25 protein-coding genes and 4 riboswitches are annotated in these 23,353 nt (G+C 38.6%); of the genes, 7 read left to right on the top strand and 18 right to left on the bottom strand.

Annotated features, from left to right (window positions below):
- Positions 1–6 precede the first annotated feature (6 nt).
- On the bottom strand, positions 7–507 hold the full coding sequence (locus RV13_RS11125) for an ECF transporter S component (RefSeq protein ID WP_028020557.1): 501 nt from the start codon (positions 505–507) through the stop codon (positions 7–9).
- A 107-nt stretch (positions 508–614) separates the two neighbouring features.
- A riboswitch (cobalamin riboswitch) is annotated at positions 615–785 on the bottom strand.
- 401 nt (positions 786–1,186) lie between these two features.
- Here RV13_RS11125 and RV13_RS11120 point away from each other — a divergent pair.
- The 3 genes from RV13_RS11120 to RV13_RS21370 are packed head-to-tail and all read left to right on the top strand — an operon-like array spanning position 1,187 to position 3,183.
- Positions 1,187–2,707, top strand: coding sequence for an amino acid permease (locus RV13_RS11120; protein ID WP_231371785.1), 1,521 nt, complete (start codon positions 1,187–1,189; stop codon positions 2,705–2,707).
- Positions 2,708–2,731: 24 nt separating this feature from the next.
- A complete protein-coding gene (locus RV13_RS21375; RefSeq protein ID WP_010744565.1) occupies positions 2,732–2,995 on the top strand; it encodes a precorrin-2 dehydrogenase/sirohydrochlorin ferrochelatase family protein in 264 nt (87 codons plus the stop codon).
- Positions 2,902–3,183 carry an NAD(P)-dependent oxidoreductase gene (locus RV13_RS21370; RefSeq protein WP_231371784.1) on the top strand — a complete coding sequence of 94 codons (282 nt, stop codon included), beginning with the start codon at positions 2,902–2,904 and terminating at the stop codon, positions 3,181–3,183. Before RV13_RS21375 ends, RV13_RS21370 begins: the two co-directional genes overlap by 94 nt.
- A gap of 56 nt (positions 3,184–3,239) precedes the next feature.
- Here the strand turns inward: RV13_RS21370 and RV13_RS21540 are convergent, their stop codons facing one another.
- Together RV13_RS21540 and tenA are read right to left on the bottom strand one after the other, a co-directional pair.
- Complete coding sequence (locus RV13_RS21540; protein ID WP_010744564.1) at positions 3,240–3,362, bottom strand: hypothetical protein; 123 nt, start codon at positions 3,360–3,362, stop codon at positions 3,240–3,242.
- 118 nt (positions 3,363–3,480) lie between these two features.
- Complete coding sequence (gene tenA / locus RV13_RS11110) at positions 3,481–4,137, bottom strand: thiaminase II (protein WP_010744563.1); 657 nt, start codon at positions 4,135–4,137, stop codon at positions 3,481–3,483.
- Positions 4,138–4,317: 180 nt separating this feature from the next.
- Positions 4,318–4,409: riboswitch (TPP riboswitch) on the bottom strand.
- A 139-nt stretch (positions 4,410–4,548) separates the two neighbouring features.
- Between tenA and RV13_RS11105 the strand changes: the two genes are divergently transcribed.
- Positions 4,549–5,394: an aminoglycoside 6-adenylyltransferase gene (locus RV13_RS11105; RefSeq protein WP_010744562.1), complete on the top strand. Its 846-nt coding sequence runs from the start codon at positions 4,549–4,551 to the stop codon at positions 5,392–5,394.
- Between the two features lie 50 nt (positions 5,395–5,444).
- On the opposite strand, the gene RV13_RS11100 is transcribed toward RV13_RS11105, so the two are convergent.
- On the bottom strand, positions 5,445–6,353 hold the full coding sequence (locus RV13_RS11100; protein ID WP_010744561.1) for a DUF2268 domain-containing putative Zn-dependent protease: 909 nt from the start codon (positions 6,351–6,353) through the stop codon (positions 5,445–5,447).
- Between the two features lie 150 nt (positions 6,354–6,503).
- Between RV13_RS11100 and RV13_RS11095 the strand changes: the two genes are divergently transcribed.
- Both RV13_RS11095 and RV13_RS11090 read left to right on the top strand, forming a co-directional pair.
- On the top strand, positions 6,504–7,232 hold the full coding sequence (locus RV13_RS11095) for a DUF2087 domain-containing protein (RefSeq protein WP_010744560.1): 729 nt from the start codon (positions 6,504–6,506) through the stop codon (positions 7,230–7,232).
- A 28-nt stretch (positions 7,233–7,260) separates the two neighbouring features.
- On the top strand, positions 7,261–7,698 hold the full coding sequence (locus tag RV13_RS11090; protein WP_010744559.1) for a VOC family protein: 438 nt from the start codon (positions 7,261–7,263) through the stop codon (positions 7,696–7,698).
- A 47-nt stretch (positions 7,699–7,745) separates the two neighbouring features.
- Here RV13_RS11090 and RV13_RS11085 read toward each other — a convergent pair whose 3' ends face one another.
- The 12 genes from RV13_RS11085 to RV13_RS11020 form a co-directional block, all read right to left on the bottom strand.
- Positions 7,746–8,612, bottom strand: coding sequence for an arginase family protein (locus RV13_RS11085; RefSeq protein WP_010744558.1), 867 nt, complete (start codon positions 8,610–8,612; stop codon positions 7,746–7,748).
- Between the two features lie 99 nt (positions 8,613–8,711).
- Positions 8,712–8,930, bottom strand: coding sequence for a hypothetical protein (locus tag RV13_RS11080; protein WP_010744557.1), 219 nt, complete (start codon positions 8,928–8,930; stop codon positions 8,712–8,714).
- Positions 8,911–9,186, bottom strand: a complete 276-nt coding sequence (locus tag RV13_RS11075) for a hypothetical protein (RefSeq protein ID WP_010744556.1) — start codon at positions 9,184–9,186, stop codon at positions 8,911–8,913. The genes RV13_RS11080 and RV13_RS11075 overlap by 20 nt, the downstream gene beginning before the upstream one ends.
- A gap of 243 nt (positions 9,187–9,429) precedes the next feature.
- Complete coding sequence (locus RV13_RS11070) at positions 9,430–11,700, bottom strand: ATP-binding cassette domain-containing protein (protein ID WP_010744555.1); 2,271 nt, start codon at positions 11,698–11,700, stop codon at positions 9,430–9,432.
- Between the two features lie 383 nt (positions 11,701–12,083).
- Positions 12,084–13,241, bottom strand: coding sequence for a glycine/sarcosine/betaine reductase complex component C subunit alpha (gene grdD, locus RV13_RS11065; RefSeq protein WP_010744554.1), 1,158 nt, complete (start codon positions 13,239–13,241; stop codon positions 12,084–12,086).
- A 10-nt stretch (positions 13,242–13,251) separates the two neighbouring features.
- On the bottom strand, positions 13,252–14,787 hold the full coding sequence (gene grdC, locus RV13_RS11060; protein ID WP_010744553.1) for a glycine/sarcosine/betaine reductase complex component C subunit beta: 1,536 nt from the start codon (positions 14,785–14,787) through the stop codon (positions 13,252–13,254).
- Between the two features lie 11 nt (positions 14,788–14,798).
- Entirely contained in the window at positions 14,799–15,122 is a 324-nt protein-coding gene (trxA, locus tag RV13_RS11055; RefSeq protein WP_010744552.1) for a thioredoxin TrxA, read from the bottom strand.
- Entirely contained in the window at positions 15,119–16,087 is a 969-nt protein-coding gene (locus RV13_RS11050; protein ID WP_010744551.1) for an NAD(P)/FAD-dependent oxidoreductase, read from the bottom strand. Before RV13_RS11050 ends, trxA begins: the two co-directional genes overlap by 4 nt.
- A 100-nt stretch (positions 16,088–16,187) precedes the next feature.
- Positions 16,188–17,489: a glycine reductase complex selenoprotein B gene (gene grdB, locus RV13_RS11040; RefSeq protein WP_081630576.1), complete on the bottom strand. Its 1,302-nt coding sequence runs from the start codon at positions 17,487–17,489 to the stop codon at positions 16,188–16,190.
- 18 nt (positions 17,490–17,507) lie between these two features.
- A complete protein-coding gene (gene grdA, locus RV13_RS11035; protein WP_081630575.1) occupies positions 17,508–17,981 on the bottom strand; it encodes a glycine/sarcosine/betaine reductase complex selenoprotein A in 474 nt (157 codons plus the stop codon).
- Between the two features lie 23 nt (positions 17,982–18,004).
- Positions 18,005–19,291: a glycine/sarcosine/betaine reductase component B subunit gene (locus RV13_RS11025; protein ID WP_010744546.1), complete on the bottom strand. Its 1,287-nt coding sequence runs from the start codon at positions 19,289–19,291 to the stop codon at positions 18,005–18,007.
- A 38-nt stretch (positions 19,292–19,329) separates the two neighbouring features.
- Positions 19,330–19,719, bottom strand: a complete 390-nt coding sequence (locus RV13_RS11020) for a GrdX family protein (protein WP_010744545.1) — start codon at positions 19,717–19,719, stop codon at positions 19,330–19,332.
- Positions 19,720–19,830: 111 nt separating this feature from the next.
- A riboswitch (glycine riboswitch) is annotated at positions 19,831–19,900 on the bottom strand.
- 3 nt (positions 19,901–19,903) lie between these two features.
- A riboswitch (glycine riboswitch) is annotated at positions 19,904–20,010 on the bottom strand.
- Positions 20,011–20,751: 741 nt separating this feature from the next.
- Here RV13_RS11020 and RV13_RS11015 point away from each other — a divergent pair.
- Positions 20,752–21,429 carry a DUF1003 domain-containing protein gene (locus tag RV13_RS11015; RefSeq protein ID WP_010744544.1) on the top strand — a complete coding sequence of 226 codons (678 nt, stop codon included), beginning with the start codon at positions 20,752–20,754 and terminating at the stop codon, positions 21,427–21,429.
- Positions 21,430–21,557: 128 nt separating this feature from the next.
- Here RV13_RS11015 and RV13_RS11010 read toward each other — a convergent pair whose 3' ends face one another.
- Both RV13_RS11010 and RV13_RS11005 read right to left on the bottom strand, forming a co-directional pair.
- Complete coding sequence (locus tag RV13_RS11010) at positions 21,558–22,493, bottom strand: phosphotransferase family protein (protein WP_010744543.1); 936 nt, start codon at positions 22,491–22,493, stop codon at positions 21,558–21,560.
- The coding region (locus RV13_RS11005; RefSeq protein WP_071875961.1) for a DMT family transporter at positions 22,462–23,353 on the bottom strand (892 nt) is incomplete at its 5' end. The genes RV13_RS11010 and RV13_RS11005, both read right to left, overlap by 32 nt.

Raw genomic sequence — 23,353 nt, 5'->3', positions numbered from 1 at the left:
TCTTCTTTATTTTAGAAAAATTGCTTCTTTATATTTTTGTGGAATGCCTAAAATAACAACCTCGGATAAGCACAAGTTAACTACTGTGGCAAGTGTTAAAGGGACAAAAAGCATAAAAACAACCGGACCCATTAGTGGGTAAAGTAATAACAAATCAAGGGGTACATTGATCGTATAACCTACTAACATAGAAACAATCGATGCAACCACTTTATTTTTTGACAATTTTTTACGCGTCCAGCTATAGAAAAACATGCAGACTGCCATCAAGATCGCAATAATCAAATGGATCGGCAGCGTATTTGGAAAACCAGATAGTAAGGCAGAAATCATGTGTCCGAAAAATCCTAAAAATGCGCCTGCAACAGGTCCAAGAATAATCGCACCAATAAAGGCTGGAAAAGAATCCAGGGCAATGGAACCTAGAATTTTGATATTTGCACCGATCACACAGAGAGCCAAGAGTATTGCTAATGTTGCTAATTTCTTTGTAGAGTACTTCATCATAATTCCCTCCTTAAAAATAAACACGGCGAGACCGAAAGTGGTCTCGCCGTGTTTTATTTGTCCAAAAAAGATACAGACAACCAGCAAAATAACCTTCCCAATCCAATTATTTCTTAATCTCTATATAAGGTATCCTGACTTTGCATCTCCTTACTATCTCGCCTTCCCGAAGAGTGGCTGTTGAGAGTTCATCCGCATATACAGTAGAAAGGGGCTGTTGAGGATTCTCACCTCATTCCCTTACACAGTGATTACTTTATTTAGTTTTCATTTATTATAGCAAACGTTTACATAGATACTGGTTCTTTCAAGGGAACTCAGCCGCATTGTGCTATTTTTTATAGCGAATGGGCAAAATATTATAATAAAATACCAGCCTAATCCCTACTACATCATCCTTTAGTTCCTTTTATTGAACGGAATTTATTAAAGTCTCATTTACAAATTAACAAAATTCAATTTGATCAAGTAAGTTGAGCCAAAATTTGTTATTTCTCGTAAAAACAAAGCAAGATATTGTTATTGACTCTACCAGATGAATGATAAATGTTGATTTAACAAGCTTTTAGTCAATTTCCATTCTCTCATTTTTATGAACAAACAATTTTTTACCATCCTAAGTCATCTTGTCTTTTTTTTTGAAAGAAAATAAGATAGGAGAAAAGGACGCTAGGAGCAGATGATGAAAAAAGAGAACGCTTCTCAGAATTTAATTTTGATCATTACCACTACTGTGTATTCATTTTCCAGCATGATCTCTGCTTTCTTTATGCTGGGAAGTCAATCACTTATTTGGTTTTTTATCAGCGCGTTATTTTACTTTATCCCTTATGCGCTGATTGTTGCTCAATATACCAAAAAATATGCTCATCGTTCGGGAGCAATATATGATTGGTTAAAAGAGTCTCTATCTCCTAAGGCAGCCTTCACCACTGTCTTCCTTTGGTATAGTAGTTACTTTATTTGGATGATCAGCCTATTTATGAAACTGTTGATTCCAATTTCTATCCTTATTTTCGGAAAAGATATTACTGGCACAATCGATTGGCTAGGTATTTCGCCACAAATTTGGCTAGCCGTGTTTTCAATTTTTTCGGTACTATTTATTACCTGGATGAACAAACGAGGATTTCAAGTTATCTTCAGATTTCTACACATTAGCGGGTATGCCATGGTAGGGCTTTTACTCCTTTCTACTATTGGCAACTTATTGCTAATTACTAAAAATCCTGAACAAGTAATTGGAAATATCAATCATAGCCTATCTGTTACTAGCTTTTTTCAAGGTTCTTCAAACCGACTATTATCTCAACTGCCCTTCTTTATTTTTTCGATCACAGCTTTCGGTGGACTGGATACTATTGCTAGTCTTGCTGATAAGACAAAAAAAAGCCGCAAGAGGTTTCCTCGAGCAGTTATCATCAGTTCATTTGTTGTATTGCTACTCTATGTCAGTGGCATTATCCTGTGGAGTTGTGCAAATAACATTGGCACCATTCGAGGTACAACTTCTTTGCATCTTGGAAATCTAATGTATGGCGTCATGGAGCAGTTGGCTCTATCATTAGGCACCGTCTTTAAGCTATCCGCAGACCACACGCATTTATTGGTTCAGCTTTTTATTCGCTATACTGCACTGACTATGGGTCTTGCCTATTTGAGTCTGCTTAGTTCCATCAGTTATGGTCCATTAAAGAGTTTGATCAAAAGTACGCCTAAGTTCTTTTGGCCAAGGTTCTCTGCTTTAAATGAGAACGATATGCCAGAAAATGCGTTGTGGATTCAGGCAATCCTTATCTCCCTGTTTATCGGACTACTCTCATTCAGCAATACTTTTCTGTCTGAATTATTTAATCAATTGACCTATATGACAAACGTTTCCCGAGCAATCCCTTACTTTATTGTTGCTGCCAGCTTTCCTTTTTCTTTAAAAAAGAAAATTATTTCAAAGGAAACTTTATTGATTAAAAATAGCGGTCTTAATTACTCGCTTTCTATCAGTGTCTGCATATGTATATTTGTAGCCATTGCTTTTCAAATTTATGAACCTCTTAAATTAGGGAATTACGTAAATTTTTCTACTTTACTGTTGGGGCCTGTCTTCTTTGGCCTTCTTTCAAATTTTATTTATTTTCGCTTGGAGCAAAAGAAACGTCTAACGACTCTCTCTCAACAAAATAACGATAAGCACTCACTATAATTAGATTGCTAAGGAGCTAGAAGAATGTATCCAATTTTAGTTGATATTAAACAATTCTCAATTCTCGTTGTTGGCGGTGGGAAAATAGCCACTAGAAAAGTGTCTGCATTGATCGAGGCGGGAGCGAAACCAACAGTTATTTCACCAAGCTTCTCAGACACCTTATTAAATGAAAAAAGAACGGTACAGTCTTATTGCGCGAACGATCTTTTCAATACGGAGATACTAGTAATTTTCAAGTTATTTTTATTTGTACAGATAATGACGCGGTCAATCATGCGATTTTAAATGAAACCACCCCACGTCAACTCGTAAACGATACAACGAATCAAGACAACAGTAATTTTTTTAATATGGCATTCATGAAGGAAAGAGATTTCGGGATCGCCATAACAACAAATGGAAATAATCCTAAAAAAGCGAAGATTCTATTGAAATCTTTAAGTAAGTATTTAAAGAGAATAAAAATGGATTAAAAAGCACCTGAATGATTGTCCTTATTTCATAAAAGGATGATTACTCAGGTGTTCTTTCAATTTAACCCATTAATAAAGGGCATCAAATGAATCAATTGCCTGTCCACCAGGATAAGCAAAAATACCTCAACATTCTCTTGGATAAATGCTTTTACAACCATTTCTGCTCCCGAAACCATTGTTAGTCCCTCCTAATAATGCAAGTGTTAATTTTTGTTTTATAGAACACAAAGAATGTCTGTCAATCGTTTTCAAACAAAAAAGACCGTTCACTATGAACGATCCCGAGTTTTGCTATCACCATTTTTCTAAAGTGAGAGCCATTTCCCAAAAATCATACTCCATTTTACTGCTAATAACGAATGCTTCCATCATTTTTCGCTGCTCATCTTTTCCGCTTTCTTGATATAAACGATCTAACAGTGCACGCTCCTTTTCAATTCCTTGCACAGCTTCTTCCCCTGCATATGTCTTAATCCATCGCTGATATAACGGGTTGGGAGAACCCATCTCAATTAAGCGTACACCAATCTCCTGATATAACCATGCGCAAGGTAACATTCCAGCAATAGCTGTCTTTGGTGTACCATCAATCAGCTGTCGGTACATATGTGAAACGTAATTATACGCTGTTGGGGCTATCGGCGTTTCGGCTATCTCCTTTTCAGTAATAGCTAATTCAGTGAAAAATTCACCTCGGATTGCTAGCTCACCCAATTCAAGATTCTTGGCATTTTCGTTTAACTGAGCCTGAATTTCTTTATCATCAGTTTGCTCAGCAATATAATGGTAAAGCTTACTGAAATGTTCAAGATAGTACCGATCTTGCAGTAAATAATAGCGAAAAATCTCTGGGGCTAAATCTCCTGCTGCTAACGATTGAATAAACGGATGCGAAAAGCTTCCATCCCAAAATACTGCCGCTTCTTCTCTTGCTAACTTCGTAAACGTCATTTAATTTCTCCTTTTCAAAAAATGATTAAACAGCATCCAACTTAAACTATAAAAGTGACATTTTTTCTCTAACGCAACAAAAAACCTCCTTTATCCCTATTTAGAATGAAAAGGAGGCTTTTATGTTTGGAAATTCATACATAAGAAAGCCCGACCACAAAAAAGCGATCGGGTACAAATTTATAAACCATTACACATTCCCTGCGTCAGTCCTAACTGCTTCAGGTTCAATGGGTATAATCTCAGCTTCAAAAGCACCCCTAGTGTCATTCAATTACTAAAAGTATAGCATACTCTTCTTGTAAAAAATGCCGACTAAATTAAACTTCTGTGTATTTAATAAAGCATCCTACTTTCTTTATAAAACTTGGTATACTAAAAAAAGATAGTTTCCGAAAGGAATGATTCCTCATGAGAAGCGAAAAAGAAATGTACCACATTATCCTCGAAACAGCAAAAAAAGACGATCGCATTCGCGCGGTATTTTTAAATGGTTCTCGTGCCAATAAGAACGTCCCAACAGATATCTATCAAGATTATGATATTGTCTATGTAGTAACAGAACTCGAATCCTTCAAAAGGGATCCTGAATGGATCGATAGTTTCGGAGAACGTTTGATTCTGCAAACGCCTGAAACAATGCGCTCCCCCAGTGGATTAGGACACTTTAATTGGATGATGCTCTTTTCTGATGGCAATCGACTTGATTTGACTCTTATTCCGATTCCACTACTTGAATCCTTTAGTAAGGATAGTCTGACAGTACCTTTGCTTGATAAGGATGATCTGCTACCAGCCTTTCCACCCGCCTCAGACAAGGACTACCTCATAACACCTCCAACCAAAATTGAATTTGAATCGTGTTGTAATAATTTTTGGTGGTGTTTACAAAATGTTGCCAAAGGAATTGCACGCGACCAACTTCCTTACGCTCTGATGATGTATAATACTGTCGTTCGAAAAGAGCTTCATGACATGATTGATTGGTTTATCGGCATTAAAAATAGTTTTAGTGTGTCCTCTGGAAAAATGGGTAAATACTATAAACGTTTTTTACCGAAAGATTTGTATGAACAGTATTGTGCCACTTATTCAAATACCGAGACGGAGAATATTTGGTGTGCTATGTTTGTTGCGTGTGAGTTATTCCATACTTTGGCAGTATTTACTGCAAACCATTTTGACTATTCTTATCAACAAGAGGATGAAAATGGCATTCGTGAATACTTAATAAAAACCCAAAACAATGATTATTAGAAAAACCTATTATTAGTCTATAAGCCCAAGAAAAATGGGCTTATTTGATTCTATTCAAATATTTTTGATTCTTTAACAAGCGTTCGGCTCGGAGTTAATGTCGCCTCCGCAATTGATTTCCCAGTATTTTTCAAATAGGCTTTTACGAGATGGTATCCAACTGTGTAGCCAGCATTTCTTGAAAGTCCAACAGGCGCGTACCCCTGCTCCTTAGCGACTTCATCCCCATACATATAAGCCGAGACTTGATCAAAACCACGTGCTTCACGACCATCCTTCATTACTTCAATCGTATAATCCATCTTCTCCTTATCGTAGTCTTGTACCCAAGGGCCACGGGATTCAACTCCATATAATTCCTCAGCGAAAACTTCTGCTAATCCCTCAATCACCAAATAATCCTCAACACTTACATCACCATGATTAAATGGTTCATAAGTAAATCGCACATTATGATTAAACTCATGTGCTAATGCAGATTTTAAACGCGTTCGATTAAACTCATTTGGTACAACAATCAAAAACATAAAACCTGGTATCCCACCAAAGCCACTGTATCCTTCACTCGCCATCAATACACTATTGTCTGAATCTCCCAATAAAACAGCGACAGTAAAATCATTCACAGGAATATCATAACCAATGTCACTAAAAAGTTGCGCACCATTAGCAATCACTTGCTTATACTCGGAAAAAATCTTCGTCTTCTCTAACAGATCTATTTTTGTTTGAATTTGATCAACACTTTTTCGCGGAGTCCAAATGCCTAACATCTCTGAAGCCATCACTACATCATATCCACCAGGTGTTTTTGGAGTAAGCGGTGCGTTTAAGTACCGCCACATTGGTTCAAACGGCTGCATGATTTCATACCGAAAAGCATTTTCATCTACCTTTTCTTTCAGACATCTTTTGTAAAAAGACAACGAATCAATCATCGTAACATTTATCTTATTCATGATCTAACCTCCTTGCTTATATGATAATGGTTGACGTTGCGTGAAGGTCAAGAAAAAGTGAATCATAGACCAGTAGCAACAATTTTAAATTTGCAACCAAATTTGCAAACATTTTTTAATTATGTTAGCATATATACAGGAGGAGATCGTATGGAGAGTGAATTAACAATCAAGGAAATAAAAAAAGGCTATGCCAAAAAAGGGGAATTTCTTTTTCAGTGTCTGTATTGTGATCAAACGTTTGACGATCGTTTCGTCTACCCCATCAGCGAATCAAACAGCCAATTAGCACGAGCGGAAGGCGCGATGATCTATCATTTAAAACACGAACACAATGGGCCTTTTGATGCACTGCTGACTCTTGATAAGAATCAAACCGGCTTAAGCGAGACACAAAAGAACTTTTTGACTCTGTTTTCCAAAGGATTCGAGGATCAGGAAATAGCCAATCAACTGAACATTACGACATCTGCAGTAAGAAATCATCGTTTCAAATTTAAAGAAAAGAAACGTCAGGCAAAAATTCTTTTGGCCTTATTGGAATTGATCGACGAAAAGGAACAAAGTGATTTTATCGCAAACTCCTTAATCGATTCCGATGAACGGTTTGTATCCAGCAAAAAAGAAAGAGACAAAGTCTTCAGCGTTTTTCTTGATGCTAATGGGAAAGCCACTCAAATCCCGAAAAAAGAAAAAAAGCGGATTATTCTGATTCAAAAACTGGCAGAAAACTTTGTTCCTGAAAAACAATATACAGAAAAAGAAATCAATACGATTATTTCGAAAATGTTCGATGATTATGTAACGATCAGACGCTACCTCATTGAATATGGAATTTTAGGTCGTACGGTGGATGGCACTACTTACTGGAAAATATAACTGGTTTTACTAGAATGGGGGAAGAATGATGGCATTACCAATGAAAGTCGATCATTTGCAGGTAACGGTGAAAGATGTTAATAAAGTAGAAGCCTTTTACGATGGATTAATGGAAGCTTTGGGTTTTGATTTAAACAAAAAAATCAATGTTTATTTGGAAGAGCTGGATATGCAGGTCATTGAATATCTCGACAGTTCCTATGATTTTGGTATCTGTTCAGCATTAAGTCAATTTGAAGATCAAACTGTGCACAGAAGAAAGCCCGGTGCGGTTCATCATATTGCTTTTAGAGCCTCCTCTAGAAACGAAGTCGATCGAATGTATCAAATAGCGCGTGGTCTTGGCGCTGAAATCTTAGATAAGCCGCAAATTTTTCCACAACATGGACCAAACTATTATGCTCTCTTCTTTAACGATCCAGATGGAATTAAATATGAGATCGTCAATAATGATGATCATTGTTGACGATGGTTACAACGTTTCAAACAGCCAGCACCTGCTGGCTGTTTTTTCTATTCCCTAAATATTTCCACACTCGCCAATGCATTCCGCAAGTTAATCGCATCCCACGGTAGATGTTCCCCAATGCTAAATCCAACGATTTCAGCCTTTTCAGAAACATCGTGAATGATTCGCGTGATTTGATCTAGTGTCATTGTGCCAACTGGTGCAGGAAATTTATCAATTGCTAGATGAGGTTTCCCTGGATGAGTCGAACGAAAATCCTGCGGGGACAGGACATCCAAATCAAAATGAATCGCTAACTGTTTAATGTGGTTCTGATTGATCCAACCGACCAACGCTTGACTATCGGCTGCCAATTTGTCGGGTGTCAGGTAATTCATCTGTAACTCATTGACTTGATGGTCGCAGGGTCGAAGTTCTTCATATTTCAAGCCAGCTAGCATCACTTGCTCTACTTTAAAGGGATGCTGAACTTTTTCCGCAAATTGTGGTGCGCCATGTCCTAATAAATTACCTAGAACCATCATATGTTCACGATTGCTGTCATTAATCGTGGACATATCAGAGTGAGCATCTATCCAAAGAATTCCTAATGTATTAGGGTATTTCCCATGTAAGTAATCAAATGGTGCCTGTGATATCGAACAATCTCCGCCTAGTGTGATAACTTTTTCCGGTGCTTTTTCTTCCAAAATCCTAGCCGCTTCTGCCAGTTGTTTCAACAATCCGCTTTCACCGATTACGCCATGTTCAAGCGGTAATTCTTGTGAAGGCTCCTTGTAAACGGAGACTCGCACCATTTCGGCTTGACTGCCTTGCGGAACGATATGACTCAATAGTTCAGAACCAAAATAATAATTTGGGTTGTTTCCTCCCTGCCACTGGGGAAAGAGCAATCTGAGCGTTTTACTCATAAAAATTTTCTCCTTTAATCGGGGCATAAGCAACATCAAAACTTTTCATTATCTATAGTATACTCATATTTATCTTCCGAAAAAAATCAAAAAAAAGGACTAGCAATCTAGTCCTAATTCTTCATGTACATATAAAGACATTTCATCATTTTCATCAATCAATTTGTAAAAGTATTGTAGCTGATCATCTTTTCTGGCTGCAACGAATGCCTCACGCAAATCCATGCATTTTTGGATAGCGAATATCCATATATCGGCAATAAACTCATCACACATCTTTTGATGAATGATACTTAAGTTAAACGTATTCACTGACATAATCTTCCACCTCCTGCCCCTCTTGCTCTGGCTTGAAGATAATGACTAATCCTTTAGTATCAGCCGTCAACACCATATCAGCACCTTCAATCTCACTGCCATGTTTCAACACATGATAATATAACTGGTCCACACTCCAGCCTTTTGTCGCTAATGTGACCATTTCTAAACATAACTTATCTACCTTTGCTTCTACTTCTGGTGTTGCATACACCATCATGGGTGCATAGCAACAGATGTTTTTTAATCGATCCATCACAATCATCCCCCTTTAAGTATAACAAAAAATCCCGTCATTTAGACGACAAGACCTATCCAACAACTTTTAAAAAAATGAAAGAAAAGCCAGCGAGCCTACTCTCTGTTGAGCTTTTCGCCTTTAAATAATAATTAATCTAAACAATTCTTTTTATTAATATTTTCTACTATAAATTAATCTAACGTCCTTCATATTTTGAAAATCTCCAGGTGAGATGGCGTTAAAAAATCTCCTGCTGAATTAGCAGGAGATCGCATGCTCGATTTGTTCACTACTTTTCTTCAAATACTCACCCGTAATCGTTCCGCTTTCTAATAAATCTTCAGGAACACCGCTGAAAACAACGTTGCCGCCCTTCACACCGCCCTCTGGTCCGATATCAATAATCCAATCGGCTTGCTTAATGATTTCACTATGATGTTCAATGATAATCAATGTGTTTCCTTTATCCACCATCCGTTGAAACAGCCCGTTTAACTTTTTGATGTCTGATAGATGCAGTCCAGTCGTCGGTTCATCAAGAATAAAAACAGTTTCATTTTGCGTGATCGCCTTGGTTAATTTTAGTCTTTGTCGTTCCCCGCCAGAGAGTGTGGTCAAGGTACGTCCGATCGGTAGATACGTTAACCCAGTATCAATCATCGCCTGCAGCTTATCGTTCATTTTTTTACTACCGATACCGCAATAGAAGTCTTGCAGCTCTTTGGGTGTCATTGCCAGCACGTCTAAAATTGTGGATCCTTTCAAACGATAACTCAATGCTTCATCAGAGAAGCGCGTCCCGCCACAAGCTTCACATTCATTCACGATTGGATCCATGAATACCAGTTCCACTGTCGTCTCTCCTTTTCCGTGACATGCCGGACAAGCCCCCGTTGAATTGAAACTGAACATACCAACTGGAACATGATTCGCTTTAGCAAAGGTTCGGCGAATCTCATCATAGATTCCAAGATATGTCGCTGGTGTCGCTCGGTTAGTTGCTTTGATTGGCGCTTGATTAATGATAGATAGTTCGTTTGGAAATTGTTCTGGCAGAACTTTTGTAATCAGCGTTGACTTTCCAGAGCCAGCTACGCCAGTCACCACTGTTAGAACGTGTTTAGGAATATCTACAGTCACATTCTTTAGATTATGCAAGTTGGCCTCTTTGATGGTCATTTTCTCATGCCACTTACGGGGATGGGTATTGATTGGTAGGCTTTGGCAGATTTCCTTCCCAGTTAAACTATCTGACCGAAGAAGCGCTGAATACTCTCCTCGAAAAACGATTTCCCCACCTTGTTTTCCAGCTAGTGGTCCGATATCAATCACTTCATCAGCGACCGCGATCACATCAGGGTCGTGTTCCACGACAAATACTGTATTTTCCTTATCTCGCAAATCTTGCAGAAGTCGATTGATGCGTGAAACGTCGCGAGCATGCATTCCAGTACTCGGTTCATCAAAAATGTAAAACAGCCCATTCAAGGCACTACCCATATACTTCACTAATTTTACTCGCTGCGCTTCCCCACCTGATAAGCTTGGTGTCTGCCGATCCAACTGGAGATAATCCAATCCGATATCAATCAGACGTTGAACTTGACGCTTAAGTTCATCAATTACTTCCTTTACTTCTGGATAGTACAGCTCATCTAGAAAATGAAGCAGATCGTTCATATCCATCGCTACACAATCAGCAATCGAACAGTCGTTGATTTTTACTGATAACGTTTCTTTGTTTAATCGTTGCCCTTCACAGTCAGGACAAGGTGCTTCAAAAAGTAATTCTTTCATCTTATCCTCATACATTTTACTGTGGCCTGATAAGTCGCGTTTCAAAATAATCCGTTCGTAATTCCTACAGATTCCTTCTAGTTTTGGATTCACCGGTGTTGGCTCTTGATCTGGATGCCCATAGATTAATTGATTCCACTGAGCAGTAGTCAATTCTTTTAATGGTTGATCATTGTCAAAAAAATCAGCGGCAGCATACTGTTTCCAGTACCAATTGCCGACTGCATATCTGGTATCCATAACAGCACCCTGGTTCCAAGATTTTTCCCGATCAATCAATTTGTCCAAATTGATTTGATTAACACGTCCTAATCCAGAACATTTTAAACACATACCTTGAGGATGATTAAAAGAAAATTGACTGGCAGATCCAATGTGAGGCTGACCGATTCGCGAGTATAATAAACGAAGCAACGAATAGGTTTCAGTAATCGTTCCAACCGTAGAACGTTGATTTCCGCCAAGCGGAGTTTGATCGATGACGATCGCTGGATTCAGATTTTCGATTCGCTCCGCTTTCGGTTTGAGGAACTTGGGCATCCGGTTCCGTACGAATGCAGAGTAGTTGGCATTCATTTGTCGCTGCGCTTCTGCAGCAATCGTGTCAAAGACCAAACTGGACTTTCCTGAACCTGACACGCCTGTAAACACAATCAGCTGGTTCTTTTTGATCTCCAATGAGAGATCCTGCAGATTGTTTTGTGTGAGACCGATTAATCTTAGTGGTTTCATCTGATTCCCCCCTTACCTTTCTAGTCTAAAGTCTTCCGCAACTGGAGAGTCAAGGAGAATTCAACTTTTTTACAAAAAGTAATTCTTTAGAATCATTTAAATCTTAATCGTCTCATTGAGGTTGCAACCCATCGCTTCGAAATGTTGTGAGATTTTTTGATTCGACAAAAAAGAAATAGCCGCTTCTTAGTAAATGTGCTGAAATTCCGCAAAAATTCGAGAAGTAATTTTGGCAAATTTCTCCTTATTTTTTTAAGCAGACTACTTCTTTCACAGTCTCACTTCAGGTCGCCGATATTTTTATGCTTTGACTTTGGTTCTTCGACCATTGTTTCTCGCATTGAGCAATAAAAAACCAGCCCATTGATTGAGCTGGCTTCCGTTTATAAATAATTCGCTTTTTTTAATTCATCCTGTGCAGCTTGTACATTTTTTTCATTGACTAACACGATTGGACCAGTACAGCCCATTCCACTTTCGGCATAAATATTAGCAGCCCACAGAGCCTTCACTGCATCGTCTAATTCCATGATCTCGATTCCTGCGATCTCACTCGTTACGATTTCTTTAGCCGGCGGTTCAACTTCTTGCTTTTCCGTTGCTGGTGTCGCAGTTAAGTCAGCACAAATTTGCTTCAAGCCTGCTTGATCCGCTTTTTGATATTCTGTATAACTGATTTTTGCAAGCTTGCCTTTGGCCAACTCATAGGCATATTCCAATGCATTAGCAATCACCGGTGCCCCACTAGCACGAGAAATAATACAAATATTGCGATCATAATTACAACCTATTCCTGGACCATAACCTGCTCCTAAAGTTTCATAATTTCCACCGCTCGAGTAAGCTGAGAAAAGCTTCATCAAAATATTTCCAGTCAGACTATCACAAACAACAACATCGACACTCCCCATCAGTAAATCATTGCCACGTAGAACTTTTCCGCCATCTTCTCGTTGGCTTTCGCCAAAAGTAAGTTCGTAGCCATTTTCTTGCAGTTCATTTAATGAGCGTTCAACCGTTTTCGCACCTTCAATATTTAAAATACCGATTGACGGTTGCTGGATACCGCAAGCTTTCGCTACAGCGATACCATTAATTGCATTCAACACCATCGCTTCATTTCGATTGCCGCTTGTTGTCCCAGTTGTGGTCGCGATAAAAAGTTCACGTCCCAATGCAGGCGTGACTACTTTCCCAACCGTAGAAACGCCGATCGGAAAATTATAATGCAACGTTACACAGCCTTGGAGTTCTCCGCTATCTAACAGTTCCTCCATTAAATCAGCCGCTTCTTTTTGACAATCTGCGGTCGAATAATGGTCAAAATCAGTTGCCCAATCAACATTGCTGCCAATCAAGACTAAATCAAAGAGATTCTTTTTCTTGATAGCTAACGCTGCCTGCTTCATTACATCCATGCCAAGTTCGCTGCCATCGATGGTCAAACCAATCTTGATTCTCGACTCCATTCGACCGGTTTCTAAACTAGTCGCTAAATCCTCAAAAACTTTTTTTACTGTTTGTTTTACTTGATCAGACATTGACTCACCTCTATTCTACTGAAAGATTGGCAGCAAAACTTCTCAATGCCTGCGCAACTTCACGTTTCACCAGTTCTTCTAGATCTTGCTGATTTTCTTCTGAAGACTTACCGTTGTTTCGATCGAGTAAAATCGATACGCCATCAAATAAATTCGTCATCCGTCCTAAGAAAAGTGAACCTTTCCCAACAATCATCGCACGATTTTTGTTGCCGCTGGCTAAGTCCTCTGCCGCAAAACCCAAATACGGAATGCCGCTTGGAATATGACCTTGGGTTGGTGCCCAACCGACAAGGGCTTTTTCGTTAACAAAGGCCATCAGTTCTTTTTTCTCAATATCTTTACGTAACACCCCGATTGCCCCAATCATTTTCAGATTGGCCAACGGGACATCCCCAGCACCAGCCGGTTTAGTGATATCGGGATTTTGCATTTCAACAGAATAGACGTCAATATCTTTGATCGTTAACTGTGCTTTTTCTAAAACACTAGCGATCAAGGCAGTGGTGACCGCTTGCGGACTCGATCCGCTGCCAACTTCATGTTTTCCAGTCAAATCATGACGCAAAATCGGATGGATTCCATCATTTTCGCTGATTAAAGCCGCAAAACCGCCTAGAACATCTTCTAAAATGGGAAATCCTTTTCCAACATGGGATTTTCCGTTCATTCCTAATTTAGCAGTCGCTCCGCCAGCCACTAAAACTACATTTTTGTGCGTTCCTGCCGCAACAAGAGAAGCGGCTGTAATTAAGGCATGGGTTGGTCCAGCACAAAAACTTCGTATATCTGAACCGGTCGCATGTTCACATCCGCATAATTCGGCGATTGATTTGGCGAAGTTTCCGCCGCCTCGCTGATTCATATCTCCGCAAGCTTCCTCACTACATTCGATCACATAATCAATTTCTTTTGGATCAAGCTGGTGCTTGTCGATTAATTGACGTAACGCGAACACACCGCTTGCCTTAACTACCAAATTTTCCAGCATTACATGGGCATTGAGATTCACATCAATTTGATGAGCAGGACTTACGCAGCCAACCAATTCACGCTCATAATACAGGCCTTCTCCATGATTTTCGGCTATATCCTTTTTAATCCATTCAAGAGTTTTTCCTTCTTTAATTTTTTCCACATCCTGTTTAAACAAAGGATGACTGCTTAACGCCTCGCGAACCTTTAAAGCAAAGTTTTCCTCCAAATGGACTAACTCAAATACATCAACAATCTGCAACAAGCCATAAAATTCCAATTCCGGCATAATCTCGCCGAATTTGCCTTCACGCGTACCTTCAATTGGTTGATTGACCCATGGTTGTGGAATTTCTTTTAATTCTTGATAACTCATGTTTCCGATAAATGTCTGATTCGGTGCATAATTGACCACTTCATCAAAACTGCGCAGGTGATCATACAGGTTCGCCAAATATGGACTATCTGGTGTCGTGATCTTTTCAGTTGTTTGGGTCGTGCCATTATGTTCGATCATATCTGGTGTATGAACCAAAATATAGCTCGCCCCACGTAAAGTCGAATAGTTCATGGGCATTCTCCCTAAATGTATTTCTGAATCATTGCTTCAATAGATTCTTTGGTACAGTCATCTTTCGCTACTTCATCAACTTTCTCGCCATTTTGATAAATCGAGATAACCGGCAGACCAAGTATTTTATGTTGGATACAAAAACGGCGAACTTTTTTCTGTGACGTATTAAATTTGGTGAAACGAATGCTATCCTTGTATTGTGCATAAAGTTCTTCTACGTCTGGCATAAGGGCTAAGCAGTTTTCACAGGTTTCTCCCCACCAATCTACTAATACGGGTGATTCTTGCTCTAATACCTCTGCGCTGAAATTATCGACAGTTAGTTCGATCATGTCGTTGGTACCTCCCTTTTGATTTTTTCTACATATTTTTGCGCTGAGAAGGCAGCGATTGCCCCATCCCCGGTAGCCGTTACGACTTGACGCAATACTTTGGGACGCATATCCCCTGCCGCAAAAACGCCTGGTACTTTCGTACACATTGCATCATCGGTAATCATATAGCCATACTCATTTAATGGAATTTTTCCTTCATAAAGTTTCGTACTTGGTACGTTTCCGATAAAGACGAAAATACCAAATAAACCATCGTCTTCATCCGCTTCAAAGCGTGTTACTTCATCGGTTTTCGTATTTCGGATCGTCATAGCTTCTACCATGCCATCGCCTTCAATACTTTCTACAACCGAGTCAAAAATATAATCAATCTTGTCATTGGCTTTCACCTGTTCAACAGCAATCGCATCAGCAGTCAGATCACTTAAATTTTGAATAATCGTCACTTTACAAGCAAATGTCGTAATGAACATCGCTTCTTCCACCGCTGAGTTTCCGCCACCAATGACAAATACTTCCATATCTTCGAAAAAGGCACCATCACATGTTGCACAATAAGAAACACCTTTACCAGCTAATTCCCGCTCACCCGCACAACCAATTTCTCTTGGAAATGCACCATTTGCACAAATAACTGCATGAGACTCGTAAACGCTACCATCCTTACACTTAATCTTTTTGACGCTGCCTTCAAGATCCAAATCAGTTACTTCTTTGCGCAATTGGATTTCAGCACCAAACTGCTGGGCTTGATCCGCCATGCGTTTAATCAATTCTGGGCCTGAAGTTTCTTTTTCCGTGGTTTTAATTGATCCTGGGAAGTTCGCAATTTCATGCGTAGAAACAATTTGTCCGCCTAATTTTGTTTTTTCTAAAAGTAAAACTTTAAGTCGTGCCCTTGCATTATATAAAGCAGCTGTTAATCCAGCTGGACCGCCTCCGATAATAATCACATCGTACATCTCTTTAAGCTCCTCTCACAAATATGAAAACAATTTCTTGAGCTTTGATATTCTTCTGTTCTAAGTTGTCTGAGTGAAACCTCACCCAGGCAACCATCAATTAATCAAAGACTGTTTGTTCGTCTACAGGGGTCGTCATTGCCTTTAAGGCTTTCTCGACAATTCCGTGGCGAAGTTTTTTCTCTTCCTTCAAGCTTAGGCTTGGATTGCCTAATGGGTGAGGGATTGCAATGGCTGGAACGATACGATTCGCTCCAACTGTTTGCGAGATAGGAACGACTGTACAGATGTGAACCACAGGTAATCCTGTTTTTTCAATTTCTTTTACCATCGTTGCACCGCAACGCGTACAGGTTCCTCAGGTGGATGTCAGAATGACTGCATCAACACCATCAGCGACTAATTTTTGTGCGATTTCAGCCGCATATTTCTTAGCATTAGCAACAGCAGTTCCATTTCCAACTGTCGTATAGAAATAATCATGCAGGCTGCCGATCACACCTTCTTTTTCCATTTCTCTCACTATATCTAATGGCAATACTCGATTTGGATCTTGATTTGCATAAACAGGGTCATACCCACCGTGAGCCGTTTCGTAAGAATCAGCGCTCAAAGTATCCACATTTTCAATTGAATACGTTCCATACTTTGAAGCACTACTGGATTCAATACGGTCTGGATTGCCTTTTGGAACAATTCCACCAGAAGTCACAAGAGCTATTCTTGCTTTAGACAGATCACTTATCGCGGTGGCTGGCGCGACGTTATCAAATTCAGGCATCGGATATTCAGTCGTAAACGCTTCGTCCTTCAACTTACGAACTAGCATATCCACGGCTCGAGCTGAACCGCGCTTTTCATCCTGAAAATTCTTTCGATAACGAACAAAGTAACTGTCCGCTTCTGGTGAAACTTGTTCATTCTTCAACAATTTCAACGCAAGATTCGCAATAACAGGAACCGCTTTTCTCATACCCGCCGCACTATTTCTAGTTGGCACAATATAAGCACCCCTTTTATACATTTCAACACCAGGGTTTTCCTCGTACATTCCGGTCACTGCTGGAACACCCAACTCAGTCATCACTGCTTGTGCTACTTCTCCACAGGCGATTCCATATCTGCCAGCATTAAACGCAGGTCCTGCAATAACGATATCTGGTTCAAATTGTTTGATACGATCTAATACATCCTTTTTGGCACTATCCAAGTTCTCATTAAAGAAACTATCGCCACACACAACGGTGCCGATGATTTCTGCTTCATCACCAAATGAATTCATAAAAGCAAGTCCTGGACCAACTACTTTTGCTTCTGAGAATGGTTGGATATCCGCCTTTTCTTCACCACCAATCCCAGCATAAAACTGATTGATGTAGTGAACAACTTTAAACTTAGTCATAAGACGCTCCTTTACTAGTTAGTATTTAGCGTATTGATTCCTCATTTCCGATACTTCTTCTATGATGTCATCAACATCTAAAACCATTTCCATCATGCCGATTTGCTCTTCAAAAACATCTGGGTCGACAACCTCTTTAAATTCTGGCTCTACAGCGTGATATACAGCTAAACCTAGCTGTTCATTGGTCAATGGACCGGCATACGTAGGGTCACCATTTGTGACAGTTTCAGCAGCTAAACCAGCTGCCTCTCCTTCAGCAGCACCGATCAGAACAACAACATTCTCTGCTCCGAAGTTTTCTGCTGCTTCTTTTACTCTACGTTGATTTTCTAAGTCCATTGCCCCAGCGGCCGTTCAGACGAAACATTCTGTAGATGAGAATATTACGTCAGCTCCGGTACCTTCAATACAAGCTTCAATGGCTTGTCCTGGGATACCGTCGCGGTCGCCGATCACTAAGACTTTTTTGTTCTTGAAATCTAAAGTCATTAGTATTTCCTCCCTATTATGATTTAAACGCCTTTTGCAGACATTTTGTTAAAACCAAGTTCGTTCGTTGCACCGGTAATAGCCTGGATTTCAACTTCAATCGTGCCATCATCCTTCAAGCTGCCATCAAAGCCGCCTGCGATCACATCGACATAATCTAATTGTCCGATTAAACGATCCATTTTTGGTAATTGGATCGTTTCATTTGCATTTCCGCCAGTAACCACTGCAGTCGCCAATTTATCGGCATCTGCTAATGACTGGCTAGCACCATCTCTTCCTGCATATTCATCTGTAACAATAACTGTTTTTATTCCTTTTTGTTCGACTTTCTTACAGTTCATAATCAAGTCCGTATCAGGATTTCCAAAGCCTTCCTGCGAGATAATGACACCGTCTAAGCCAATATACTCAGTCAGTTTTGCGACAAAATCACTGGAACGGTGTTTATCTTTCAAATAAACTGTTTCATTAGTGACAATTACACCTACAAAGTTGATTTCCTTCCCATGTTGCTTATACAAATCTTTGATCACTGGATTATTCAAGTGATGGTAAGTTGTGTTCTTATCACATGCAGACACACAGTTTCCACTGATGATTGCCCCATCCATGACTTCTGTTGGATAGAGGATCGTAGGAATGATGTGTTTCGCATCTGTCCCATAAACGTAGGTGTCATGCAATAAGCCCTGTGTTTGAAGCATGTAAACGTATCCAACTTTTGGCAAATTCGGATATTGTTGGATTTGTTCTAATAACGGCAATGTTTCAAATGTCTCAATGTTGTCGGGCTCGACCTTTTTACCCAGCTTTCCGATGTAATCAGCAGCCTTTAGTCCAGCTAAACGAGCCGCTTCTTCATATAAATGAGGATCTAACTCTGCTTGTGGTTTCAAAACTAAACAAATTTCGATTAATTGTGAAAATGGGGTCAGCTCAGAACCAGGTCCTTGCATATCCACGATGCCTTCTTGGAAGCCGACGATTTTCCCCACCGTCATAACGCCGCAACCTTTCAATACATGTGTGCGGCCGCTGCCGACAACATCCACTTTATTGATGACTCCCGGAAAAATCCCTGTTTCTGAATCAACTTTGCATCTTGGTTCGATCACATCTTTTACTGGTGTGATACGAACACTCTCACCCGGTTTGGCGATTTCGATTTCACAGTCCGCTAAACGATCGTCTTCTAAAACCAATTCTTTGATTTTCGTCGGATCAAGGGTTAACGTGCCATTTTCAATTTTCTCTTCTTCGCCTAAAATTACTTCTTTGATTTCAATGTTTCCAATTTCGAGTTTCATTTATTCACCTCAGTTCTAATTGGTTGCAAGCCGTTGAACTACTCGATCGACACCCCCATTCTGTCCAACGTACTTTGCGCGATATAAAAATCTACAAAAGAAAAATCCTGCAGCACTGCTAAGGACCAGTTAGGCCGCTGCTTATTCTTGATAAATTTTTCGTAGACCTCGATCGCTGATTCAATATATTCTAAACTCTCAATATCAATATATTGAGAAGTGGTCTCTGAAGTAAAAATCGTCATATAGTAAGTCTCATTGGGTTTGATACTGCCGCTTAATGGATGAGAGAGTAAGCAAATGTGTTCTTCAATAATCTGTCTTTTTACCTCATCTAACACATCTCTGTATTCGCCTTTCACAAAATGAATAGAAGACTTTTTACCAATTTTTTCTTTTACTTTTGGATTATTGGTTATTACATTCATTAACTCATCCCTTCCTTTTGTTCCGTTAATCACAAATATTTTATTTATCCTATTCTTCGATCTGCTTTTCTAGACATAAAAAAGAAGACAACAACACCTTGTGCTGTTGTCCTCTGTTCCTAGCCTGAGAGATTCCCCCCTTTCAGGGGTTGCTCCTTCGGCGCATTTCTGCTCTCCAGAGTTTTATCCAATTACGGTCCATTTACCTGAGATGTTCACTACAAAAATCAGCAAATCTTGCAGCTTATACCTTCGGTGACAGTCTGTTCTGCACTCTCCCGCAATTTTCCATTTATTGTAACCGCTTTCTTCAATCACATGTTAACAACTTCACTAAAGAAAAACAAGTAGTAATTTCGTGCCCTATTTAAATAAATGACAGTTCAACATTCATTTAGACATAAAAACAACTGTTGATATCTTGCCAAACCTAAACTAGTAGCTTTTAAAAACAAGGAATCATGAATGAGAAATCTTAGAATAACAAGTAATGAAAAAGAGAAAATTCAAAACTTATTATTTTCTCATTTTTAATGAGTCTCGTGCCCTATTAAATGATATGTGATCCAAAGTATTAAGCTACCTGTTTCCATCTGTATTTTTCTGATTTACTAAACATACGCAAATTAATTGGTTCTTTTGTTTACTTTTACTCATGTATTTCTATTTCGACTATAGACTAATCAAATTAGGACTGTCAAACGATACTTTTTTACAGAAATTTTCTTTTCACAAATGAACAATCCACTTATAGCGCACAATCTAGCTCGTTAAAAAGGAAACTTTTTTTATTTTTTACTCTCATTATAAAAAAATATGAAAATACCAAGTTATGCTGTTATAAAATTCGACATATCAAAGAAAAATCGATAGAGTTTGAAAAAGTAATCTATTCATGGAATACAGTTTTACTTTTTCTGCCAATATTCTATTGTCGTCACATTCAATATCGTTTCTTTTTTATTATTTAAGCATCTTGGAAATAGATCATACTACTTAGTGCTATGATTAAAAGAAAAGCAGGTGATTCTTTTGTCGAATAAACATTCTGATCAATTTTTTCAAATTTCTAGTCTAGATGTCGAACTTCAAGAATTCATTTTACAGATGGATAGCAAATTAACTACTCACTCCACTATTTCTCGAATGACACTGCTAAATTTTCGTATTCTATATATGAATCATTTATTAAGTAAGGAGTGTTCTACTTCAAAGCAGTTTAATCAAAAGCTGAAGCATAGAATACGATCAGAAGAGGTTCATATAAAAAATGTTAATGACAAACTGAAACACAAAGAAACATTTGGTCAAAAAGTTGCGGATGACATTGCGAAATTTGGTGGAAGCTGGACCTTTATTATATTCTTCATTCTTGTCTTAGCAGCTTGGATTACTTTAAATACATTTCCGTTATTTTTTGAACCTTTTGATAAATTTCCATACATTTTGCTAAACTTAGCCTTATCTTGTCTAGCTGCTATTCAAGCACCCATAATTTTAATGAGTCAAAATCGCCAGACAGAACGGGATCGAGTCGAAGCAGACAACGATTATGAAGTAAATGTTAAATCTGAAGTGGAAATCCACCTCCTTCATGAAAAACTTGACTACTTGATGGAATCAAAATGGCAACTTCTTATTGAACTTCAGCAGCTCCAAATTGAGCTTTTACAAGAAATAACAAAACATTCTGATCAAGAAAAAAACTAAAACAATACTTAAACCGCTAAACGAGTGGCAATGTTTAGCGGTTTAAGTATTGTTATTTAATCGGTAGTACCTCTTTGAATCAAAAAAAACGACGCGTCAGAAATAATATTATCTCTAGTAGTTGTTTACTAGAGGTAATATTTCGTTTTATCTTCTTTCAAAATATTCTCTTCATATCCTTCTATGCCCTTTTGAATGCTATGAATACTTTCGTCTAATAGTTCCTTCATCTCGAATTCTTTTCCTAAATAGATATTTTCAAGTTGATTATAAAAACCAGTAAAATTGAACTTATTGATCAGACTAGCGGGATCAACCCCATAGTAATCTATCAACTTTTGAACAAACTCTTGATCGAATCCTTCTTCGTAATCATACATCAAACAAACAAATTCCATATCACGATCATAAATCGCACTATCACCGAAATCGATTACACCATTAATCTCATTGGTTGATAAATCGTAGTAAACATTACTAGCACCAAAATCATTGTGAATCAAGCAATTCTTATCATGAAATTCCTGATTTAGTAATCTTTGATAAACTTTATCAATTTGATTTTTAACAGAATCCTTCAAAAATGGATATGCACTTTCCTTAATTACTTTATATTCATGTTTTGCTTTACTCTTTTTCTCTACCTCAAGTCCCTCGATCGTAATTGACAGATCAATTCCATGAAGTGCTTTGAAAAAAGCAGCAAGCTCCTTGGCTAATTTATCCTTCCGTTCTTTCGTCAATGTCGCTAAAATCTCTGCAACTAGAGGAACACCCTCCATTTTTTCATACCCTACAAATTGTAGTTCGTTTAATGCATCTGATTCTCCGACAAAGCAAATGTCGCGAACCTTCAACGGTACCTGACCTTTTATTTCCTTCAATATCAAAGCTTCCTTATAAAGATTTTTGGCCGCCTTTTGATGGCGAGGAAACTTAAAAACATAGATCTGATTTATTAGAAAAGCTTCACTATCAAAGCCTGATCCCAGAAACTCTATTTTCTCAATAAAAAAATCAGGGTATTCAAGATTAATTTGATTGACCGCACTCTGCTTGTCCATTATCTATCTCCTCTATTATATCTAATTGTAAATACAATACTTCAAACAGTAAGTGGGAGAAATTCTCACTACAAACAATTTGGTAGCCGTTTCTTTGGTACCACTCTTTTAATCGATTATTTTCTTTAATGATTCCAATGTTTATCTGTTTCATTTGGTCGTTTTGGGCAATCCTTCGAGCGTTGTTTAATATAAATTCACCGTACTTATTTTCTCTTTCTACCGGGATAATCCCTACTTTATCGAGGGTTGCTTGTTGATTTTCTTTATAAACCAATTCAAAAAAAACAATCATTTTCCTTCCGAAAAAGACACCAAACAGCTGATTCCCATTTTCTAAATCGCTTCTCAAATGCTTTGCCTCAGTAAAGGCGCCATTGGTCGGACAGTTATCGCAAGTCAATCCAAATTCATCCGCTACAGTAGCAAAACTTTCTCGAATTACGCGGGCTGCTTCTTCTAATTCTTCCATCTTCAAGCGCCTGATTTCTACTTTTTTTGAAAATAACTGACCACTATTAAACAAAAGTAATCCAGATAAAATAATCAAACCGCCAAAAACCTTAGATAGATTTAATGATTCTTTTGCAATAGCTAGTCCCAATACTGTGGTCAATAAGGGCGTTATATACGTATAATTGCTAACGGATGCTGCATTTTCTGCTACTTCAAAGGCCTTTGTCCATGAAACGTACGCGACAGCGCTCGAAAAGATCCCCATTATCAATATAAGTAGTATTGAATTGAGCGTAAGAGCGGGAACTTCATTGATCGTCTTTGGTAGAAAAATGGCCAGCATCATGGTTCCAGAAAAAATACTCATCATCGTGCTGAGCCGACCCCCAAAAGTTAGACCAAAA

Source organism: Enterococcus raffinosus, from assembly GCF_001886185.1.
Lineage (GTDB): Bacteria > Bacillota > Bacilli > Lactobacillales > Enterococcaceae > Enterococcus_A > Enterococcus_A raffinosus.
The sequence above is the reverse complement of the archived record's forward strand: the minus strand, read 5'-3'. Positions and strand labels throughout refer to the sequence as shown.

Excerpts from the sequence above, each read along its gene's own strand:
- RV13_RS11125 (WP_028020557.1), bottom strand. The coding sequence starts at position 507 with ATGATGAAGTACTCTACAAAGAAATTAGCAACATTAGCAATACTCTTG.
- RV13_RS11120 (WP_231371785.1), top strand. The coding sequence starts at position 1,187 with ATGATGAAAAAAGAGAACGCTTCTCAGAATTTAATTTTGATCATTACC.
- RV13_RS21375 (WP_010744565.1), top strand. The coding sequence starts at position 2,732 with ATGTATCCAATTTTAGTTGATATTAAACAATTCTCAATTCTCGTTGTT.
- RV13_RS21540 (WP_010744564.1), bottom strand. The coding sequence starts at position 3,362 with ATGGTTTCGGGAGCAGAAATGGTTGTAAAAGCATTTATCCAAGAGAAT.
- tenA (WP_010744563.1), bottom strand. The coding sequence starts at position 4,137 with ATGACGTTTACGAAGTTAGCAAGAGAAGAAGCGGCAGTATTTTGGGAT.
- RV13_RS11105 (WP_010744562.1), top strand. The coding sequence starts at position 4,549 with ATGAGAAGCGAAAAAGAAATGTACCACATTATCCTCGAAACAGCAAAA.
- RV13_RS11100 (WP_010744561.1), bottom strand. The coding sequence starts at position 6,353 with ATGAATAAGATAAATGTTACGATGATTGATTCGTTGTCTTTTTACAAA.
- RV13_RS11095 (WP_010744560.1), top strand. The coding sequence starts at position 6,504 with ATGGAGAGTGAATTAACAATCAAGGAAATAAAAAAAGGCTATGCCAAA.
- RV13_RS11090 (WP_010744559.1), top strand. The coding sequence starts at position 7,261 with ATGGCATTACCAATGAAAGTCGATCATTTGCAGGTAACGGTGAAAGAT.
- RV13_RS11085 (WP_010744558.1), bottom strand. The coding sequence starts at position 8,612 with ATGAGTAAAACGCTCAGATTGCTCTTTCCCCAGTGGCAGGGAGGAAAC.
- RV13_RS11080 (WP_010744557.1), bottom strand. The coding sequence starts at position 8,930 with ATGTCAGTGAATACGTTTAACTTAAGTATCATTCATCAAAAGATGTGT.
- RV13_RS11075 (WP_010744556.1), bottom strand. The coding sequence starts at position 9,186 with ATGGATCGATTAAAAAACATCTGTTGCTATGCACCCATGATGGTGTAT.
- RV13_RS11070 (WP_010744555.1), bottom strand. The coding sequence starts at position 11,700 with ATGAAACCACTAAGATTAATCGGTCTCACACAAAACAATCTGCAGGAT.
- grdD (WP_010744554.1), bottom strand. The coding sequence starts at position 13,241 with ATGTCTGATCAAGTAAAACAAACAGTAAAAAAAGTTTTTGAGGATTTA.
- grdC (WP_010744553.1), bottom strand. The coding sequence starts at position 14,787 with ATGAACTATTCGACTTTACGTGGGGCGAGCTATATTTTGGTTCATACA.
- trxA (WP_010744552.1), bottom strand. The coding sequence starts at position 15,122 with ATGATCGAACTAACTGTCGATAATTTCAGCGCAGAGGTATTAGAGCAA.
- RV13_RS11050 (WP_010744551.1), bottom strand. The coding sequence starts at position 16,087 with ATGTACGATGTGATTATTATCGGAGGCGGTCCAGCTGGATTAACAGCT.
- RV13_RS11025 (WP_010744546.1), bottom strand. The coding sequence starts at position 19,291 with ATGAAACTCGAAATTGGAAACATTGAAATCAAAGAAGTAATTTTAGGC.
- RV13_RS11020 (WP_010744545.1), bottom strand. The coding sequence starts at position 19,719 with ATGAATGTAATAACCAATAATCCAAAAGTAAAAGAAAAAATTGGTAAA.
- RV13_RS11010 (WP_010744543.1), bottom strand. The coding sequence starts at position 22,493 with ATGGACAAGCAGAGTGCGGTCAATCAAATTAATCTTGAATACCCTGAT.